Raw genomic sequence first — 17,444 nt, 5'->3', positions numbered from 1 at the left:
TCCTTGTCGAATCGCAGGTTGCCCGGTCTTCGACCATTCCACGGCTCCTCCGCGGTTATTGGTGGTCGGCGTTGCAGGCCCACAGCCTTCGGTTCGATGGCTCGCGGCCCATTCTAGGACGCTTTCGGGTCGAATACGTTTCATGGTCCCATGCGCCGGTGCAAGGGCACGTGACCCGGGTGGAGTATGAATGTGGGTGTGAAATTCAAGAGCAGGAGTTCCAAGGACGGCTATCGCGGCAGGACCGCAGCCGAGGTCAGACGGGTCAGCAAGTACCACACCCACTCCATTCCGCTGGACATGGAGGACATTGAACGCGATTACGACAAGCCCATCGTCGAGGCCTGCATAGCGGCCAAGACCAGCCTGATTGTGCGGGTGGGCATGCTGGAGCTGGGGGCCGGCACGGGAAGCTTCCGCGTGCGCGAGATGATGCACAGGATTGCCTACCCCATGGGCGTGCATGTGCGGGCCGACGTGAACCTGACCGACATCGAGGCTACTTGCACGGATGGTGTGTCCCGCATCACCGAGGTGGTGGACCTGCCCACCACCGGGGTCAACACCGAGCGGATCTGGCTGCTGGAGCACTTCGCGGACTGGCTCAGCGTCAAGTGCGGGCAGGCGGGGACCTACCACGCCATGACGGTGGTCTCCCGGGAGCTGGTGGACAACCTGGACGAGCCGAACGTCTACGCGGCGGCCCGCAAGGCTGTCAAGGAGGTGCTGGCCCAGGACCAGGATGCTGCCGAGGCGCTCAAGGATGCGGTGGCCACCGCCGTACACAACGAGGACGAGATCAGCCAGAACCGGATCGATGCGGCGGCCATGGACACCAGGACGGCCGCCGGTCTGGGCACTGTAGGCTCCACGCCTCGTTCGGAGGCCATGCCGACCACCACGGCCTCGGATGGTTCCGAAGATTCCAGGTCTGCTTCCGTTTCTGTTGCCGATGCGGTTGAGAATTCAGATTCGAGTGCCGCCGGTTCTGCAGCCACTGAATCTTCTGCAACCAGCCGGGGGCGCGATTCTGCGGCTGGGCGGCCTGCCTCCTCTGACAAGCCCGCGTCCCCAAAGCCACAGGCCAGGGGTGGCATCACGGTCCGGCAGGCGCATGAACGCCTGGACCTAATCGAGCGACGCAAGCCCCTCTATTCGCCCCTCTTCTCGGGCTTCGCCTCGGCCGTGGCCTGCGCAGCCTTCGTCTTCCTGCTGGGCGGCGGCCCCTACGACATGGCCGGAGCCTTCGTCGGCGCTGGTATAGGCCAGTGGGTGCGTCGTCAGATGCTGGGTAGGCGGATCAACCAGTTCTTCGCCACTGGGGTGGCGGTCATCATCGCCGCCCTGGCCTGCGTCGGCACGTTGAGGCTGGTGGGTATCTTCGACCCGGTGGCCCTCAGGCACGACACGGCTTACATCGGTGCCATCCTCTTCGTCATTCCCGGCTTCCCACTGGTCACCGGCGGCCTGGACATCGCCAAGCTGGACTTCCCCTCGGGGGTGCAGCGCATCACCTACGCCTTCTCGATCATCCTGGTGGCCACACTGGGCGGATGGGCCGTGGCGCGGATGGTCATGCTCAACCCCCAGGGCTTCGAACCCATGAACCTGAGCCCCTGGCTGATGGCCGGTCTTCGCATGATTGCAGCCTTCTGCGGGGTCTGGGGCTTCTCGGTCCTCTTCAACTCACCCCAGCGCATGGCCCTGGTGGCCGCCGTCATCGGCGCTCTGACCGACACCATGCGCCTGGAGATGCAGGACATGCTCCATGTCCCTCCGGAGATGGCCGCCTTCCTGGGCGCTTTCCTGGCCGGTATGCTGGCCACGGTCTGGCGCTCCTCGGTCCGTCACGGCCTGCTGCCGCCCGACCTGGGCTACCCGAGAATCAGCCTGACCGTGCCCTCAATCGTCATCATGGTGCCCGGTCTGTATATGTACCGGGCCATGTTCTACTTAGGGCAGTTCAATACGCTCAACGCCCTGGACTGGGCCTTCCGGGCCTTCATGGTCATCATCTGCCTGCCCATCGGTCTGGTAACGGCCCGTGTGCTGACCGACCGCTCCTGGCGGTACGACGTCTAGTAGCGCATGCCCATGGCCGAGCGGACCTGATCGAGGGTCTCCTCGGCTATCTGGTTGGCGCGCTTGTTGCCCTCGACCAGGATGTCGCGCACGGTGTCCATGTCCTTGGCCAGCTCGGCCCGGCGCTCCCGGTGGGGTGCCAGGAATTCGTTGACCGACTTGGTCACGTAGGCCTTGAGGGCCCCTGAGCCGGCATCGCCGATCTCCTCGGCGATCTCCTCGGGCCTCCGGTCGGTCACCAGGCCGGCCGTGGTCAGCAGGGCGGAGACCTGGGGGCGGTTCACAGGATCGAAGGTGATCTTGCGCTCGGAGTCGGTGGGGGACTTGCGGATCAGCTTGGCCGTCTCCTCGGCGGTGGCGCCCAGCATGATGGAGTTGCCGTAGGACTTGCTCATCTTGCGGCCGTCCAGACCCGGAATCTCAGGGGTGTCGGACAGGATGGCATCAGGCTCGGGGAAGACCGGGGCTTCGCCGGGGTAGCGCTCGTCGAAGCGGCGGGCGATGGTCCGGGTCAGCTCCACATGCGGCAGGTTGTCCTTGCCGATGGGCACGACGTTGGCCTTGCAGAAGAGTATGTCGCAGGCCTGGTGGACCGGGTAGGTCAGCAGCAGGCCGGTCAGGGCGTGGCCGCTGGCCTCCATCTCGGCCTTGACGGTGGGATTGCGGTGAAGCTCGGCCTCGGTCACCAGGGAGAGGAAGGGCAGCAGCAGCTGGTTCTCTGCCGGGGTGGACGAATGGGTGAAGATCATGGTCTTCCTGGGGTCGATGCCCGCAGCCAGATAGTCCAGCACCAGGTTGAGCACGTTGTCGCGGATGTGCTCGGTGGTGTCCCGGTCGGTGATGACCTGGTAGTCGGCGATGACGATGTTGGTGTGCACGCCGCGATTCTGCATCTGGACGCGTTCGCGGATGGAACCGAAGTAATGGCCCAGATGGAGCCTGCCGGTCGGGCGGTCGCCGGTCAGCATGGTGTAGCGGCTCGGATTCTTGTCCAGCTCGGCCAGCACCTGGTCGGACCGATGCTTGGCGGCTCTGAAACTGTCGCTGATCTCGTTGCCTGCCGCTGTGACGTCTTCCTGCATGGTCCCACCCTTGCCGTTGTGCCGAATGTCGTTCTGGGAATTGCTTTTATGGTAAAAGTCCGAGCCGACAAGATGCTCAGGTGGTACTCTCATAAATGATGCAAATTCACATTCAAGTTGCCTAAGTGCACGTTACCTGGCGAAGGGGGTCGGATGGGCCGCGGACGTCAGAAGGCTAAGCAGACGAAAATAGCCCGGAAGCTCAAATATCTGACAACGGACACGGATTACGACGAGCTGGCCAAAGAGCTCAGCAGCAAGGAACCCGGAACCAGGGGCAAAGATCCCTTCAAAATGGTTGAAGAGGAATACTCCAAACCGGATTCTCGCAAATCGGGGGGCCAGGACCCCGAGGATTCCCCGGACGATGATCTGGACGATTACGCCCGGTGGGCCGCCGAGGCTGCTGCAAAGGCCACCTCCGGGGAGATGCCGGCCACGCCCAAGCCGCACAAGCGCATACCCATCCCCGTGCCCAGCGCGCTCAAACACCACAAGGATAAGAAGACCGCAGCCAAGGGATCGTCGAGCAAGTAACCGGCCTCATACCAGGGGCAGCAGCTCGTGCAGATCGTCTCGCTCGCCTACGGCGCTGATGTGTCCGGCGGCGGTTTCCTCACTCCAGCTGGTGATGCCGGCGGCCAGACGCAGCCAGACATCCGGGTCCAGCTCGATTACGTCGGGCGGGGTCAGGTTATGCGGGTCTGATGCCGGCCCATCCAGAATCTTGACTGCTCCCCAAGGGGCCACCCTGACCTCTATGCCGGGGCCGGGGGCCTTGATCTCCAGCATGTGCAGGGAATAGCGGACAGCCATGGCCTTGCTGCGTCTATCTGTCTGCGGGGCTACTGACAGGCGGTCGCCCCCTGGGCCCAGATTATTCACGGCCTCCTTGGCCGCATCGCGCCAGGCCAGAAAATCCCGGCGGCCTTCTTCAATGTCTGCTTCCCGTATGGCACTCATGGCTCCATTGTGACGCGCCGCCCCAACAGGCGTGTCCAGCAGGTTGCAGCCGGGCCGAATTAAGGCATGAAAAAAGGAATCCGTTGCCCTCACGTCCTTGACGCTGGGTCGGATTCCTTCCCGACCGGAACGGTCAGGCCTGTGCGCCCGCTTGCAGAGGGGTCTCGGGATCCTCGGATCCCTTGTCCTCCTCATCCTTGGCCAGGCCCAGGTCGACTGGCGATGAGCTGTTCTCCCAGGGCTCCTCCCAGGGATCGTAATCCGGGTTCTGCTGCTTGTATACGAACAGAGCGACAACGCCGGCCAGCAGCGTGCCGAAGAGCAGTGCAAAGAACTTCCAGCCGTTTGAAGATGAATTCTCCATGTTTGGCTCCTTTCGACGACTTTCGTCGGTCCTGCCCACTTCGACCGACCTAGTCATCATCCTAGTAGAAAGCGGCGAACTATGGGGCGCATCGGTGCCATTGCGGCACGGAAACCGCACACCCCGGCCGGACGGTCAGGTAAGGTATGATTCATGGTCAATGGCATGGGCACCAGTTTCAAAGGCGGAGGAAACGGTCGGGGGCCGCTGGGATGGATCCGGCGGTACTGGGGTGACCATGCTCCGGTGGTGACCATAGCCATCACCCTGATCTGCATAGCGGCCTGGGTCATCCAGATGGCCCTGTACCTGCTGGCGCCCCTTCGCTATCAGCGGCTTTTGCTGGGCTATTGGGCCTTCGTGCCGATTGCGGCCATTCATGAGCCCTGGATGTTTGTGACCAACATTTTTCTGCACGCCACCAATGTCTCGCACATCCTCTTCAACATGATCACCCTCTGGGTTGTGGGGCCGGTGCTTGAAAATCTGATAGGACACGGGCGTTTCCTGGCCCTTTACATGATCAGCGGGCTGGGCGGAGACCTGGGTCTGATGGTCTATGCTGTCCTGGCGCCCAATGGATGGGGTACGTCGGCCATCGGGGCCTCGGGCGCGCTCTTCGGACTCTTCGCCGCCATCCTGGTGGTCTACCGCCGTCTGGGGATTGACATCCTTTCCTTGGTGGTCTGGATGGGCATCAACTTCTGCATGCCCCTGTTCGTGCCCGGCATCGCCTGGCAGGACCACGTTGGCGGGTTCATCGTCGGCGGCCTCTTCATGCTGGCCCTGCTGCACATGGGCCGGCCCGGCTCGCGGGTGCATGGTCTGCTCTCCTGGCTGCTGCCCACGCTGATCTTCCTGGCGGCTCTGGTCCTGCTGGCTCTGGGCTGCAACATGTTCAATCCCATGCGCTGAAAATCAGTACCCGCCTCCTCTGGTAAATGACATGGATGTCATCTATCCACATTTGTTGACAATCGTGTGGATAACCTGGGAATAAGTATTCAGAACTGGTGCATATATGCCTGTAAAAAGTGGATAAGTGAAGACAGAACCCAATTAGCAGTAGGGTTGTGGACGAGTGCCTCAGACTGTCCACGAGGAATTCAGGCGATTGTGGATAACTTTGGCTCCGGTCTCGAAACGGTGGATTTGAATCCACACAAGCCTGACGCTCAGGTGTGGATGGGTATACGAAGAACCCCACAGCCGTGCCTGGACGGTTGCGGGGTTCCTGAAGAACAATGCGGCTGGATCAGTGCCACCACATGGTCATGAGGAAGCCGACCAGCAGAATGCCAAAGCCCACGGCAAGGTTCCAGTTGCCGATGCCGGGGATGGGGAAGACGCTGCCTCTGGCGGAGGAGATGTAGTAGACCACGATCCAGATCAGGCCCACCACCATCAGCGTGACGAAGAGGGGCACGAACCAGCGCGGATTGGCCTTGGTGCTCTTGATGGTGTCCTCCACGCGGCGGGTGTTCTCCTCCTGACGCTCCACGATGCGGCGCATCTGCGGAGTCATGTGCTTTTTGTCAACGCTCTGGTTGAGCACGGCCTCCACCTTGTCCATGGACAGGCCGTACTCCTCGTCCTCGGCATCCTCGCCAGTGTCGGCGGTCTTGGCCTTGTCCACCGCCTGGTCTTCGTCATCATGGAGTTGATGCTCTGCCATGAGGTTATTCTCCTTCAGTAGATCTACTAAGCCATAGTAGCGGTTAGACTCGAACGTAATACTATCGCAGACGAGGATGAAGGTATGCCTATGGCCAGACGAACGGGACGGCACGGTGCGCGCAGGTCCCTGGTCGGCACGGTGTCTGTGGCTGTGGTGCTGGCCCTGGTCGGGTTCATGCTGACCACCAACATCCAGGTCAACAGGACGGTCACGGTCACTTCGGACACGGCCGGGCTTGTGGAGGAGCGCGAGAACAAGGCTGCCGAGCTGCGCAAGGACATCAATGACATGAGCTCGCAGATCAACGCGCTGAAGACCCTGACCGATGACGACAAGGGCGGCTCGGACCAGGCTCGCGAGGACCCCGGCTCGGGCACGGTGCTCAAGGCCGTCCAGGGGCCGGGACTGACGGTGACCCTCAATGATTCCCCGCTCTGGCAGCAGAAGGTGGGCTCCGACGGGTCGACGGCCAACATCAACGATTACGTGATCCATCAGCAGGATGTGGAGAGCGTGGTCAACGCGCTTTGGGCCGGGGGAGCCGAGTCCATGCGGATCCAGGATCAGCGGGTTCTGCCCACCACGGCCGTGCGATGCGTGGGCAATGTGTTGCTGTTGCATGGCCGAAAGTACTCGCCGCCATATAAGATTTCAGCCATAGGGCCAGTCGACCGGATGACCAAGTCCCTGAATGCTTCGCCATCCATCCGGATTTACAAGGAGTATGTGAATACGGTAGGTCTGGGTTGGAATGTCGAATCTTCGGATAATCTGAGATTCCCTGAGACGACGGCTGTCCTGCAGCCACTCCAGTACGCATCGCTAGATGAGAAGGCACGGTAAATGACGACAGAGGACTCGGAGAACGACAAAACGTCGGTCGACAAACCGGCGGATAAGCGGCGAACCTGGCTGGTGGGCATTGCAGAAATCGTAGGGGAGCTGCTGATCACTCTGGCAGTCGTCTGCGCACTCTACGTGGTCTGGCAGCTCTGGTGGACCGGCGTGCAGTCCGAGCATCAGCAGTTGGAGGCCCGGGCCTCGACCTCCTGGAGCAACCCGGGATCGGGCGACACCCGCAAGGTGGCCAAGCCTCAGAAGGGGGATCCGCCGGTGCAGCCCAAGCAGGCCTCCGAGGGTGAACTGATGGCCCAGGCCTACATTCCCCGTTTTGGACAGCATTGGGAGCGCAACGTGGTTCAGGGCACGTCGCCCCGAGAGCTGGCCTACGCAGGGCTGGGGCACTACCCCAATACGCAGATGCCGGGCGAGATGGGCAATGTGGCCATTGCCGGACACCGAGCCGGCTATGGTGAGCCGCTGGGACATGTGGACGAGCTGCGAGTGGGCGATGCCATCGTTCTGCGCACCAAGGATTACTGGTATGTCTACCACTACACCCGCTACAAGATCGTCGCAGCCAACGAGGTCAGCGTTATCGCTCCCAACCCCTATTCGCCCAACCAGGCTCCTGATCGGCGCATGATCACCCTGACCACCTGCGAGCCCAAGTACACCACAGCCACCCACCGCTGGATCAGCTGGGGCGAATTCGACTACTGGGCCAAGGTGTCCGACGGAGTGCCCAAGGAACTGCTGGGCGACCGCGGCAGCAACGTGGCCTTCGCAGACGACAAGGGCTCGGTCATGGCCAGGCTGGGTTCTCTGCAGCCGGTCTTCCTGGTCTTGGCAGCAGCCTATCTGATCATCTACCTGGCGGCGCTGACAGCCTGGCGTTACCCCCTGCTGCGGCAGATTCGCAAGGGCGAGAAGCCTCAGCCCATGATCAGCCTCTATGGCTGGCTGCTGCGGCACCAGTCCGGCATAGCTCCGATTCGCTGGCTTCTGCTGATTCTGCTCCTGCTGGCTCTGGCCTGTGCCTTGATGGAATGGGGCTTCCCGTGGCTGGCCAGCAACGTGCCCATGCTCAGACAGATGTCTAACTACTCCACCTTCTGACCTGGGTGGCATGGAAGAGCGGCGGGGCCGCAGGATCCAACGTGATTCTGCGGCCCCGCCGCCTATTGATGTCATGCATTGCCGACTGCCAGAAGTGATTGCCCAAGGTTATCTAAGGCACCCCGGTAGCCATGCTCTGTGGTCATGGTCCTGATGACACAGTCCGGTAGGTGCCGCTATGCTCACCCCGTATTTGCTCTGTCCGGCTGTATGACCAACGATATGGCCCGGCGGCAAGACTTTGACCGCCGGGCCATAGGGTCAGTTGGTGGAGCTGACGGTGGTCACCGTGATGGGGGTGTTGTCGTCCACCCTGCTCCCGGCTCCGGGACTTACAGCGGTCACCTTGTCCGTATCCTTGCCGACGGAAGTGATCCTGTCGGCGCTGACACCGCTGTTGGTCAGCTTCTGCCGATAGCTGCCCAAGGTCTCGCCCTGGGAGAAGGGCGGGACGCTGATGGCCGTGGTCAGGGTGATGGTGTCCTTGGACTTGTCGAAGGAGGAACCTGATGTGGGATCCTGGCCGGTGACCACGGCGTTGTCGTTGTTGGGGCCGTTGACCGTGATGTTGACACCCTGGCCCAGGTTGCGTTTGGCCTCGCCCAGGGTCATGCCGACGTAGTTGCCCAGCTGCATGCCGTTGCTCACGGTGACCGTGATCATGGCTCCCTGCTGGATGGAGGACCCGGCAGCCGGATCGGTGCTGATGACCATGTCCTTGGCCACGGTGTTGGAGGCCTGCTCGCGGATGGTGATGTTGAAGTGCAGGCTCTGCAGAGTCTTGGTCGCGTCGTCCTTGGTCTTGCCGGACAGATCGGGCACCTTGGTCATGCCCGAGGAGATGTAGACCAGGATGCTGGTCCCCTTGGCCACGCTCTGGCCTGCGGCAGGATCCGTGCGGGTCACGTGGTCCTTGGGTACGTCCTGGCTGTCTTCCACGGAGGCGGCGGGGGAGACCTTGAATCCGGCCTTCTCCAGGGCACTGCGGGCCTCCTGCTGGGTCATGCCCTTGACATCGGGGATGGCCGTGTCCTTGGGTCCGGAGGAGAACCAGACGGTCACTGTGGAGCCCTTGGGAGCCATGCTTCCGCCCTTGGGGCTCTGCTTGGTGAAGGTCCCCTTGGGTTCGGCCGAGTCGTTGTCTTCCTTCTCCTGGTAGTGGAAGCCTGCGGCGGTGACCTTCTCACGGGCAAGGATACGCGACATCTGCGCGTTGATGGTAGGCACCTCGGCCATCGGATGGCGGTTTCGGCTTAGCACATTCCAAGCGCCCAGGCCGGCGAGCACCAGGACCAAAGCCGCCACGATGGCGCCGATGATGATCTTCTTGCGTCGTTTGGACTTCTTCTGGGCCGCCTTGGTGGCCGTGCGCTCAGCCGTTGCGACATCGGTGGCAGCGGCCGGATTGAGCGGGTCCTGAACAGGGTTGAAGGCCTGGGTGGCGGCCGTCTCCTCTTCGGTCAGCGGCATGGTGGCCGTTTCGGTGCCCTGCTCGGCATCCTTGCGGGCCTTGACGTTGGCCAGGTCGGTCAGCGGGTTGAAGGCGGCAGCCACCGGGGTCCCGCCGTTCATGAAGGCAAGGATGTCGCTCTTGAAGGCGGCGGCTGTGGCGTACCGGTTCTGGCGGTCCTTGGCCATGGCCTTGGCGCAGATGGAATCCCACATCTTCGGCAGACCGGGCACGATGGTGCTGGGCGGGGTGGCCACCTCGGTGACGTGCTGGTAGGCGATGGCCACGGCCGAATCCCCGTTGAAGGGCGGCCGCCCGGTCAGCATCTCGTAGAGGACGCAGCCGGCCGAGTAGAGGTCGGAGCGCATGTCCACGCTCTCGCCGCGGGCCTGCTCGGGGCTCAGGTACTGGGCCGTGCCCACCACGCCCTGGGACTGGGTCATTGTGGCGGCCGAATCGTCCATGGCCCGAGCGATGCCGAAGTCCATGACCTTGACGATGCCCTGCTCCGAGATCATGATGTTGCCGGGCTTGATGTCCCGGTGGATGACGCCCATGTGGTGGGAGTAGTCCAGGGCGCTCAGCATGCCCAGCATGACCTGCTCGCTGTCGCGCTGGCTCAGGGCCCCGTTCTCCTTGAGGATGGACCGCAGGGTCTGGCCCTTGACGTACTCCATGACCAGGTAGGGCACCCGCTCATGGTTGCCCTGGTCGTCGGTCAGTATCTCCTCGCCAGAGTCGTAGATGGAGACGATGTTGGGGTTGTTGAGCAGCGCGACCGAGTGGGCCTCCCGGCGGAACCGCGATAGGAAGACCTCGTCGTTGGCCAGATCGGAACGCATGATCTTGACCGCGACCGTCCTTCCCAAACGCGTGTCCACAGCCTTGTGGACCTCGGCCATGCCACCGCGTCCGATCAGCTGTCCCAGACGGTAGCGTCCGTCCGCTAGGGACGGCGGCAGTGTGATGCTCATAGGGTATCCCCTCCGTTCGTCGCTTCAAGGCCGCGCTGTGCGCTTCCTTCTCCATAGTGCCCCCAGAAGGGCCTGAAGATGTCTTTTGCCGCGTGTGGCCTGCTCACAATGCGTCGAGGCATGGGTGCGCGCGGATCGATGACCTCCGTCTCGCCCAGCTGCTGATCCAGCAGCCGCTGTTCGATCCTGGCCAGCGTGTGCGAGACCACCAGGGCATTCGCCGGGCGGTCTCGCGGGTCCTTGGCCAGCATGGACATGACGAAGTTCATGAGTTGGTTGTCCACCGAGTCGGGCAGTGGCGGCACAGGGTCGTTGACGTGTGCCGCGGCGATGTCCACCGGGGTGGCGCCGGTAAAGGGTCGGTGCCCGCAGAGCCCCTCGTAGGCCACCACGCCCAGGGAGTAGATGTCGGACTGGGGTGTGGCCTGGAGGCCCTGGGCCTGCTCGGGCGAGATGTACTGGGCCGTGCCCACCACCATGCCGTCCTGGGTGATCTGTCCCTGGTTGGTGGAGTAGGAGACGCCGAAATCGGTGATCTTGACCTCGCCGGTGTCGGAGACCATGATGTTGGCCGGCTTGACGTCCCGGTGGATGACCCCGTGGGAGTGGGCCACGTAGAGCCCTCGGGCCGTCTGTATCAGGATGGGCAGCAGCTCGATGGGGTCCAGGGCGCCCCGGTCCCGGTAGATGTCTGCCAGGGATTGGCTGGGCACGTACTCCATGATCAGGAATCCGATGCCGTCGTGCTCGTAGTACTCGAAGAGGGCGGCGATGTTGGGGTGGGCCAAGTTGGCGGAATTGTGCGCCTCAGCCCGCAGCCGCAGCAGCTTGGACTCCTCGTTGGTCAGATCCTCGCGCAGGGCCTTGATGGCCACCACGCGGCCCAATTCTATGTCGTAGCCCTTCCAGACTTCGCCCATGCCCCCCTGGGCCAGGCGGCGGTCCAGACGGTACCGTCGATGGATGAGCTGTCCTTGTATCAGTTTCACTTGGCAGCCTCCTGCATGACGCGTTTCATGATCGGCCCGGCGGCATCTATGCCGTAGGTGGAGATTCCATGCACCACAACGGCTACGGCTACCTTGGGCTTGTCGGCCGGAGCGAATCCTATCATCCACCCGTCATTTGCCGTATTGCCTGCACCGATCTGAGCCGTGCCGGACTTGGCGGCCACCTGCATGCCGGGGATGGCCAGATTCGGGTAGCTCTTGGTGGTCACTGCCTCCATCATGGTGGTCAGGGCCTTGGCGGTGTCCGGTGAGAAGGCCTGTGAGTAGACCGAGGGCGTTGTCTCGCTGATGACGCTCAGGTCGCTGGAGCGCACCCGATCCACCAGGGTCGGCTGCATGAGCTTGCCTCCGTTGGCCACGGCAGCGGCCGTCATGGCAGCCTGCAGCGGTGTGGACAGGGTGTCCCCCTGGCCGATGGAGGCCAAGGCGAGCCGATCCTGGGACTGGTCCTCGGGGAACTTGGAGGCCACGGCCTTCATGGGCCGTCCTGTGGAGTTGGTCCCGTCCAGGGTGATGGTGGAGCCGTAGCCGAACTTACGGGCCTGTGCTGCCAGCGTCTTGTCACCCAGGGCGACCCCCAGCTGGGAGAAGGCTGTGTTGGATGAGTAGGCCAGGGCGTTTTCCAGGCTTATCTTGCCGTTGGATCCGTTGGCCGCGGAAGTGGAGTTGGTCAGATTGTAGTTGGTGCCAGGCAGGGTGTATGAGGCCCCGGCCGGCAGTTGGCTGTCGGGGTGATACTGGCCGGACTCCAGGGCGGCGGCGGCCACAACCACCTTGAAGGTGGACCCTGGCGGATACAGCTGCGAGGTGGCCCGGTTGAGCATGGGGTTGTCGGAACGGGAGGCCAGCTTCTGGTAGGCCTGGGAGGCATCCCCGCTGTCGTGGGCGGTCAGGTCTTCGGGGTTGTAGCTCGGTGTGCTGACCATGGTCAGGATGCGGCCTGTGGAGGGCTCGATGGCCACTACGGAACCGGACAAGTTGCCCAGCATGGCGTAGGCGGCCTCCTGCATCTTGGGATTGATGGAGGTCTCGATGGAGGCGCCCTTGTTCTGGGTGCCGGTGAAGAGGGACTTGAGCCGGTCCATCCACAGGCTGTCGGACTGGCCGCTCAGCAGGCGGTCGCGCGAGGCCTCGATTCCCCGGTCTGCCGGGCTGGTGATGGAGTAGTAGCCGGTGATGGGCGAGTAGACGGCTCCCTTGTGGTAGTGCCGCTGGTACTGGAAGGAGTCGTTGATGGGGTCGGACTGGGCCATGACGGCGCCGTCCGATGTCAGTATGGCCCCCCTGGGCGCCGCATACTCGTGATAGAGGGCGCGCAGATTGCGGGGGTCCGAGTTAAGGTTGCCCGCCCGGATCACCATGATGATGGAGCTGGAAAGCCCCAGGATGACGAAGAGGATGATGACGGCGTTAAAGAGTTGACGCAGGGCCTTGTTCACTGTCCACCTCCTCGCACCTGGCGGACGGGGATGCGGCCGGTGGCTGGCAGGTCGGTTTCCTCATCCTGGTCGGTCGGCTCGGTCGGCCCGGCATGACGACCGCGGGACTCTTGGTCGTCGGGGTTCGATTCAGAGTCCGATTCAGAGTTCGAGTCGTCCTGTCCACTGCGCTTGCTGGTCTCCTGCTGACGCAGCACGGCCAGGGCCTCGTACTTGAAGGTGTCCGAGCTGACCTCCGGCGCTGGCTTGTTCGCTGCGTTGGAGATGATGATGAGCAGGACGGCCAGGATGCAGTTGGCCACCAGGCTGGAGCCGCCCGCCGCCATGTAGGGCATGGTCAGGCCGGTCAGGGGGATGACCAGGGTGATGCCGCCCACCACGGTGAAGACCTGGAAGGCCATGGTGAAGACCAGACCGGAGGCCAGGAGCTTGCCGAAACCGTCCTTGATCTTCATGGCCGTGATCATGCCCGAGGCCACGATGACCAGGTAGAGGGCCAGAACCACCAGCAGACCGCTCAGCCCCAGCTCCTCACCCACCGACGTGTAGATGAAGTCGGAGTTGGCCAGGGGGGTGATCCAGGGGCGTCCCTGGCCCAGGCCGGTGCCTGTCAGCCCGCCGGCGGCCAGGCCGAAGATGCCGCGCACCAGCTGGCCGGACCCGCCGAAGGCTTTGCCGAACTCAGCGTCGCTGAAGGGGTGCAGCCAGGCGTCCACTCGGGCACCCACATGGGCGAAGATCATGGACGCTGCCACGGCTCCGATGACGAAGAAGACCGAGCCAATGGCGATCCAGCTGGTGCGGCCGGTGGCCACATAGAGCATGGAGACGAACATGGCGAAGTACATCAGCGAGGTACCCAGATCATGCTGGATGACCAGGACGGCCAGCGAAATAAGCCAGACGATGATGATGGGGCCAAAGTCCTTGATTCGGGGCATCCGCATGCCCAGGAACTTCTTGCCGCCCACGGCCAGCTGGTCCCGGTGGTCGAACAGATAGGCGGCGAAGAAAAAGGCCAGGAAGAGCTTGGCGAATTCGCCGGGCTGCAGGGTGTGCGACCCCACGCCTATCCAGATGCGGGCGCCGCCGATTTCGCGGCCGATGCCGGGCAGCATGGGCGACAGGAGCAGGACCAGGCCCACCACCATGCTCACATAGGAGAAGCGTCGCAGCAGCCTGTAGTCCCGGAGCAGCACCACCAGCAGTCCGCACAGGACCAGGGCCAGACACAGCCAGATCAGCTGGGTGAAGCCCACTCGTGTGGGCTGGCCGATCCGGGCGTTGCGCAGATCTATGCGGGTGATCAGGGTGATACCCAGTGAGCTCAGGATGACGATGCTGGGCAGGATGGCCTGGCTGCCGTAAGGCTGGAAAATCTCCAGCAGGACCCAGAGGGCGATGAAGAGGGCGGCGGTGACTGCCAGTAGGGCGGCGTAATCCCCGGGGAAGCGGCCCGCCGCACGGGCGAACATCTGGAAGAAGCCGATGAACCCCACCAGCAGGGAGAAGAGCAGAAGGCCTATGCGGCGCAGACGGGTGATGAACATGACTACTGCCGCCCGCTCTGGTCGGTTTCCGACGGTGAGGGCGAGGCTGAAGGAGAAGTCGACGCCTGGTCGGACTCGTCCTTGGTCTCCTTGGCCTGCTCGCGTTTGAGGTCGCCGGCCTCCTTGCGGATCAGACGGGCGTGCTCCTTGGCATCGTCCATGCTGGAGACGGTGATGCCCTCTTCCAGCTGGTCACGCCAGGACTGGGGAAGCCCCTTGACGGCGATGTCCGTGGTCTGCACCGGGTGGGACAGCGAGAGGGCGAAGGCCTTGGTGGGCACGCCCTGGTAGATGGCCACCCGGCCCTGGTCCGTGCCCAGGTAGTACTGTTCCTGGCTCCAGCGGTAGGCCGCCGCCGTACCTCCGGCCAGGACCAGGATCACCAGGGCGATGATGCCAGCCAGGATCAGCCGAATCCGCCGGTGCCGTGAGCGCTGGCGCTTGCGTTGCTCCAGGTGCTCCTTGTGGATGGCGTCGGCCACGTCCGGGTCGTAAGGGTCGGCTGAGTCCGAGCCGTCCTTCTTGTGGACTATGGGGATTTCGCTGGTATCGGGCACATGCCGTTCGCCGCTCTCCTCGCGGGCAGCCGAGGGTTGGGCGGTGCGGCCTTCGTCATCCTCGTCCTCCTGTTTGTCGGCATCCCGGTCCTGGGTCAGGTCGGCGGCCCGCTTGGCGGGGGACTCCCGGGACTCGTCGCGCAGGCGCGGTGCGGCCGCTACGGGCTCATCCAGGATGTCGGCCAGGGCCTCCAGGTTGGAGCTGGCTGCGCCGCCGACCAGAGGGGTCTGATGGGGCAGATCGAAGGCATCGGCATCCAGGGCCAGCGTGGCATCGGCGATGACCACGGTCACGTTGTCGGTGCTGCCGGCCTTCAGGGCGAAGGTGACCAGTTGCTGGGCGCACTCCGCCTGGTCCGAGACCGAGGACAGCACCTCGGCGATGGTCGAGTCCTCAAGAACGCCGCAGAGGCCGTCCGAGCAGATCATCCAACGGTCTGCGGGCAGGGCCTTGGAGATGGAGATGTCTGGGCGGGGGTCGATGTCGAAGTCCCCCAGGACCCGCATGACCACGTTGCGCTGAGGGTGGTTGCGGGCCTCGGCCGGGGAGATGCGGCCGGTGTCGATCAGATGCTGCACGTAGGAGTGGTCCTGGGTCATCCGGATCAGCTTGCCCTCCCGCAGGAGGTAGGCCCGGGAGTCGCCGATATGGGCCAGTACCCAGGAGTCGTCGGCCAGAGCCAGGGCCGTGACCGTGGTGCCCATGCCCGACAGGCGGTGTTCGCGCTTGGCCTTGCCCACGATGGCGTCATGGGCCGCGATGACCGAGGTCTCCATCATCCGGGCCAGGGACTGCACGTCCTGCTCCCGGTCGTCGCGTTCGATGTGGGCCAGGGATCGGATGGCTATGGTCGAGGCCGTATCCCCGCCTGCGTGGCCGCCCATGCCGTCGCACATGGCCACAAGGCGCTCACCGGCGAAGGCGGAATCCTGGTTGTTGCTGCGCACGTACCCCACGTCTGAAACCGCCGTGGAATAGAGGAACAGCTTTTGGCTCGCATCGTTCCTGGTCATGGGCGGCTACCTCAACTCGAAGGTGGTGGCTCCGATGCGCACGGGAACCTCCGCCGGTAGGATTGTCGGCGCCGTGATTTTCTGTCCCGAGACGACGGTGCCGTTGGTGGACCCCAGATCCTCGATGGCCCATCGGCCCGATGCGGGATCCTGGTAGACCCGCGCATGATGGCCGGAGACGAACTCGTCGTCCAGCACCAGGGTGTTCGAGGAGGAGCGGCCCAGGGTGATGGGTCGTCCGGACAGCGGCGTGGAGGAGCCAGCCAGAGGTCCGTCGATGACCACCAGCAGGGAGGGCTCATCGCTTGCAGGCTCTGTTTTGCTGACCGGGGCGATAGGCACGGATCTGGCGGCTGCGGGCAGCTTGCGCTGGGCTGCGCGTTCACTGCGTCGGCGGGTATGAGAAGTCTTGGGGCTGAAGGTTTCGATGTCTTTGCGGAGTGAACGGATGGCCAGCCATACGAATACCCATAACAGAGCCAGGAATCCGTATTTGAGGATGGCGAATGTCAGTTCAGTCAGCATAATGATTCGACCTTACTTCAAGGTCTGGGCGACTTACGAATCCTGTTCCTGCGACGATGCCCAGTAGAGGATGCGGGTACGACCGATGGTGATGGTATTGCCGTCCAGCAGGGTGGCTGCGGGAACCTGATGTCCCTCTACATAGGTGCCGTTGGTGGACCCCAGATCGCGGGCTACCACGCCCTTGTCGGTGATCTCGATCTGCAGGTGTCGGCGGGAGATGCCTGCGTCGTCGATGACGATGTCGCAGGAGGATCCACGGCCGATGGTGGTGATGGGGGCGGTCAGCAGGTACTGGCGACCGTTGATCTCCAACACCGGGCAGTCCTTGGACTCTTCGGGTGTGGTGACGGGTGCCGCGTTGCCCTGGACCGATTCGGCAGACAGGTGGAAGTCGCCCTTGTTCAGGTTGAGGTCCTCCTCGAAGATGACCACGACCGGGCCGACGAAGGCATAGTGCTGGCTTTCGGCGTACTTGGTCAGGTTGTCTGCCAGCTCGTTGGCCAGAGCCTCCGAGCCCCACTGCTCGATGCGGTCGAAGTCTGGGGTGGATAGTCTGAATCGATACTCGTTGGGCGCCACGGTACGGTCGCGACCGACGGGCATGGCCTGTGAGTCTATCTCACGCTCGAGGGCGCTCGACAGGTCGACGGGCTGTAGGTCCTTGGAGCCGAACTTCGAGAAGACACCGTTAACGGCGCCTTCCACGCTCTTCTCGAAACGATCGAGAACGCTCATAGTCATCCCTTTCCATATAACCCTTTCATAGTACGTGACCCTGCCGGAAGGGGGTAATG

16 protein-coding genes are annotated in these 17,444 nt (G+C 63.3%); 5 read left to right on the top strand and 11 right to left on the bottom strand.

From position 1 onward, the window contains the following. Positions 1-300 precede the first annotated feature (300 nt). Positions 301-2,082 (top strand): threonine/serine ThrE exporter family protein, encoded by a 1,782-nt coding sequence (locus tag H3U90_RS03400; protein ID WP_232340608.1) that lies wholly within the window; start codon positions 301-303, stop codon positions 2,080-2,082. Here the strand turns inward: H3U90_RS03400 and trpS are convergent. After that, positions 2,079-3,164 carry a tryptophan--tRNA ligase gene (gene trpS / locus H3U90_RS03395; protein WP_198177046.1) on the bottom strand — a complete coding sequence of 362 codons (1,086 nt, stop codon included), beginning with the start codon at positions 3,162-3,164 and terminating at the stop codon, positions 2,079-2,081. The genes H3U90_RS03400 and trpS overlap by 4 nt on opposite strands. A 153-nt stretch (positions 3,165-3,317) precedes the next feature. Here trpS and H3U90_RS03390 point away from each other — a divergent pair, with 153 nt between their 5' ends. After that, positions 3,318-3,701: a DUF3073 domain-containing protein gene (locus H3U90_RS03390; protein ID WP_045934832.1), complete on the top strand. Its 384-nt coding sequence runs from the start codon at positions 3,318-3,320 to the stop codon at positions 3,699-3,701. A 6-nt stretch (positions 3,702-3,707) separates the two neighbouring features. Here H3U90_RS03390 and H3U90_RS03385 read toward each other — a convergent pair whose 3' ends face one another. Both H3U90_RS03385 and H3U90_RS03380 read right to left on the bottom strand, forming a co-directional pair. Then, a complete protein-coding gene (locus H3U90_RS03385) occupies positions 3,708-4,127 on the bottom strand; it encodes a sterol carrier family protein (RefSeq protein ID WP_198177045.1) in 420 nt (139 codons plus the stop codon). Positions 4,128-4,260: 133 nt separating this feature from the next. Beyond that, the gene (locus H3U90_RS03380; RefSeq protein ID WP_015021110.1) at positions 4,261-4,491 is read right to left on the bottom strand and encodes a hypothetical protein; all 231 of its coding nucleotides are present in this window, start codon (positions 4,489-4,491) and stop codon (positions 4,261-4,263) included. A 153-nt stretch (positions 4,492-4,644) separates the two neighbouring features. On the opposite strand from H3U90_RS03380, the gene H3U90_RS03375 reads away from it, so the two are divergent. Then, positions 4,645-5,406: a rhomboid family intramembrane serine protease gene (locus H3U90_RS03375; protein ID WP_198177044.1), complete on the top strand. Its 762-nt coding sequence runs from the start codon at positions 4,645-4,647 to the stop codon at positions 5,404-5,406. A 340-nt stretch (positions 5,407-5,746) separates the two neighbouring features. Here H3U90_RS03375 and crgA read toward each other — a convergent pair whose 3' ends face one another. Next, entirely contained in the window at positions 5,747-6,166 is a 420-nt protein-coding gene (gene crgA, locus H3U90_RS03370) for a cell division protein CrgA (RefSeq protein ID WP_198177043.1), read from the bottom strand. A gap of 90 nt (positions 6,167-6,256) precedes the next feature. On the opposite strand from crgA, the gene H3U90_RS03365 reads away from it, so the two are divergent. Together H3U90_RS03365 and H3U90_RS03360 are read left to right on the top strand one after the other, a co-directional pair. After that, positions 6,257-7,012: a DUF881 domain-containing protein gene (locus tag H3U90_RS03365; RefSeq protein WP_198177042.1), complete on the top strand. Its 756-nt coding sequence runs from the start codon at positions 6,257-6,259 to the stop codon at positions 7,010-7,012. Next, on the top strand, positions 7,013-8,128 hold the full coding sequence (locus H3U90_RS03360) for a class E sortase (RefSeq protein ID WP_198177041.1): 1,116 nt from the start codon (positions 7,013-7,015) through the stop codon (positions 8,126-8,128). It begins immediately after the preceding gene. A gap of 261 nt (positions 8,129-8,389) precedes the next feature. On the opposite strand, the gene pknB is transcribed toward H3U90_RS03360, so the two are convergent. From pknB to H3U90_RS03325, 7 genes are read right to left on the bottom strand one after another with little or no spacing between them, the layout of a single operon-like run. Continuing rightward, positions 8,390-10,552, bottom strand: coding sequence for a Stk1 family PASTA domain-containing Ser/Thr kinase (pknB, locus tag H3U90_RS03355; RefSeq protein WP_198177040.1), 2,163 nt, complete (start codon positions 10,550-10,552; stop codon positions 8,390-8,392). Beyond that, positions 10,549-11,541: a serine/threonine-protein kinase gene (locus H3U90_RS03350; RefSeq protein WP_045934838.1), complete on the bottom strand. Its 993-nt coding sequence runs from the start codon at positions 11,539-11,541 to the stop codon at positions 10,549-10,551. The genes pknB and H3U90_RS03350 overlap by 4 nt, the downstream gene beginning before the upstream one ends. After that, positions 11,538-13,001 carry a peptidoglycan D,D-transpeptidase FtsI family protein gene (locus H3U90_RS03345; RefSeq protein ID WP_198177039.1) on the bottom strand — a complete coding sequence of 488 codons (1,464 nt, stop codon included), beginning with the start codon at positions 12,999-13,001 and terminating at the stop codon, positions 11,538-11,540. The genes H3U90_RS03350 and H3U90_RS03345 overlap by 4 nt, the downstream gene beginning before the upstream one ends. Continuing rightward, positions 12,998-14,551 (bottom strand): FtsW/RodA/SpoVE family cell cycle protein, encoded by a 1,554-nt coding sequence (locus H3U90_RS03340; protein WP_198177038.1) that lies wholly within the window; start codon positions 14,549-14,551, stop codon positions 12,998-13,000. Before H3U90_RS03340 ends, H3U90_RS03345 begins: the two co-directional genes overlap by 4 nt. Positions 14,552-14,553: 2 nt before the next feature. Continuing rightward, positions 14,554-16,122 (bottom strand): BofC C-terminal domain-containing protein, encoded by a 1,569-nt coding sequence (locus tag H3U90_RS03335; protein WP_198177037.1) that lies wholly within the window; start codon positions 16,120-16,122, stop codon positions 14,554-14,556. Between the two features lie 6 nt (positions 16,123-16,128). After that, a complete protein-coding gene (locus tag H3U90_RS03330; RefSeq protein WP_373564724.1) occupies positions 16,129-16,644 on the bottom strand; it encodes an FHA domain-containing protein FhaB/FipA in 516 nt (171 codons plus the stop codon). A gap of 36 nt (positions 16,645-16,680) precedes the next feature. Next, the gene (locus H3U90_RS03325; RefSeq protein WP_015021121.1) at positions 16,681-17,385 is read right to left on the bottom strand and encodes an FhaA domain-containing protein; all 705 of its coding nucleotides are present in this window, start codon (positions 17,383-17,385) and stop codon (positions 16,681-16,683) included. Positions 17,386-17,444: the final 59 nt, after the last annotated feature.

This window comes from Bifidobacterium sp. W8103 (assembly GCF_016100775.1).
GTDB lineage: Bacteria > Actinomycetota > Actinomycetes > Actinomycetales > Bifidobacteriaceae > Bombiscardovia > Bombiscardovia choladohabitans.
Note: the sequence above shows the minus strand (reverse complement) of the source record. Positions and strands in the feature narration are given on the sequence as shown.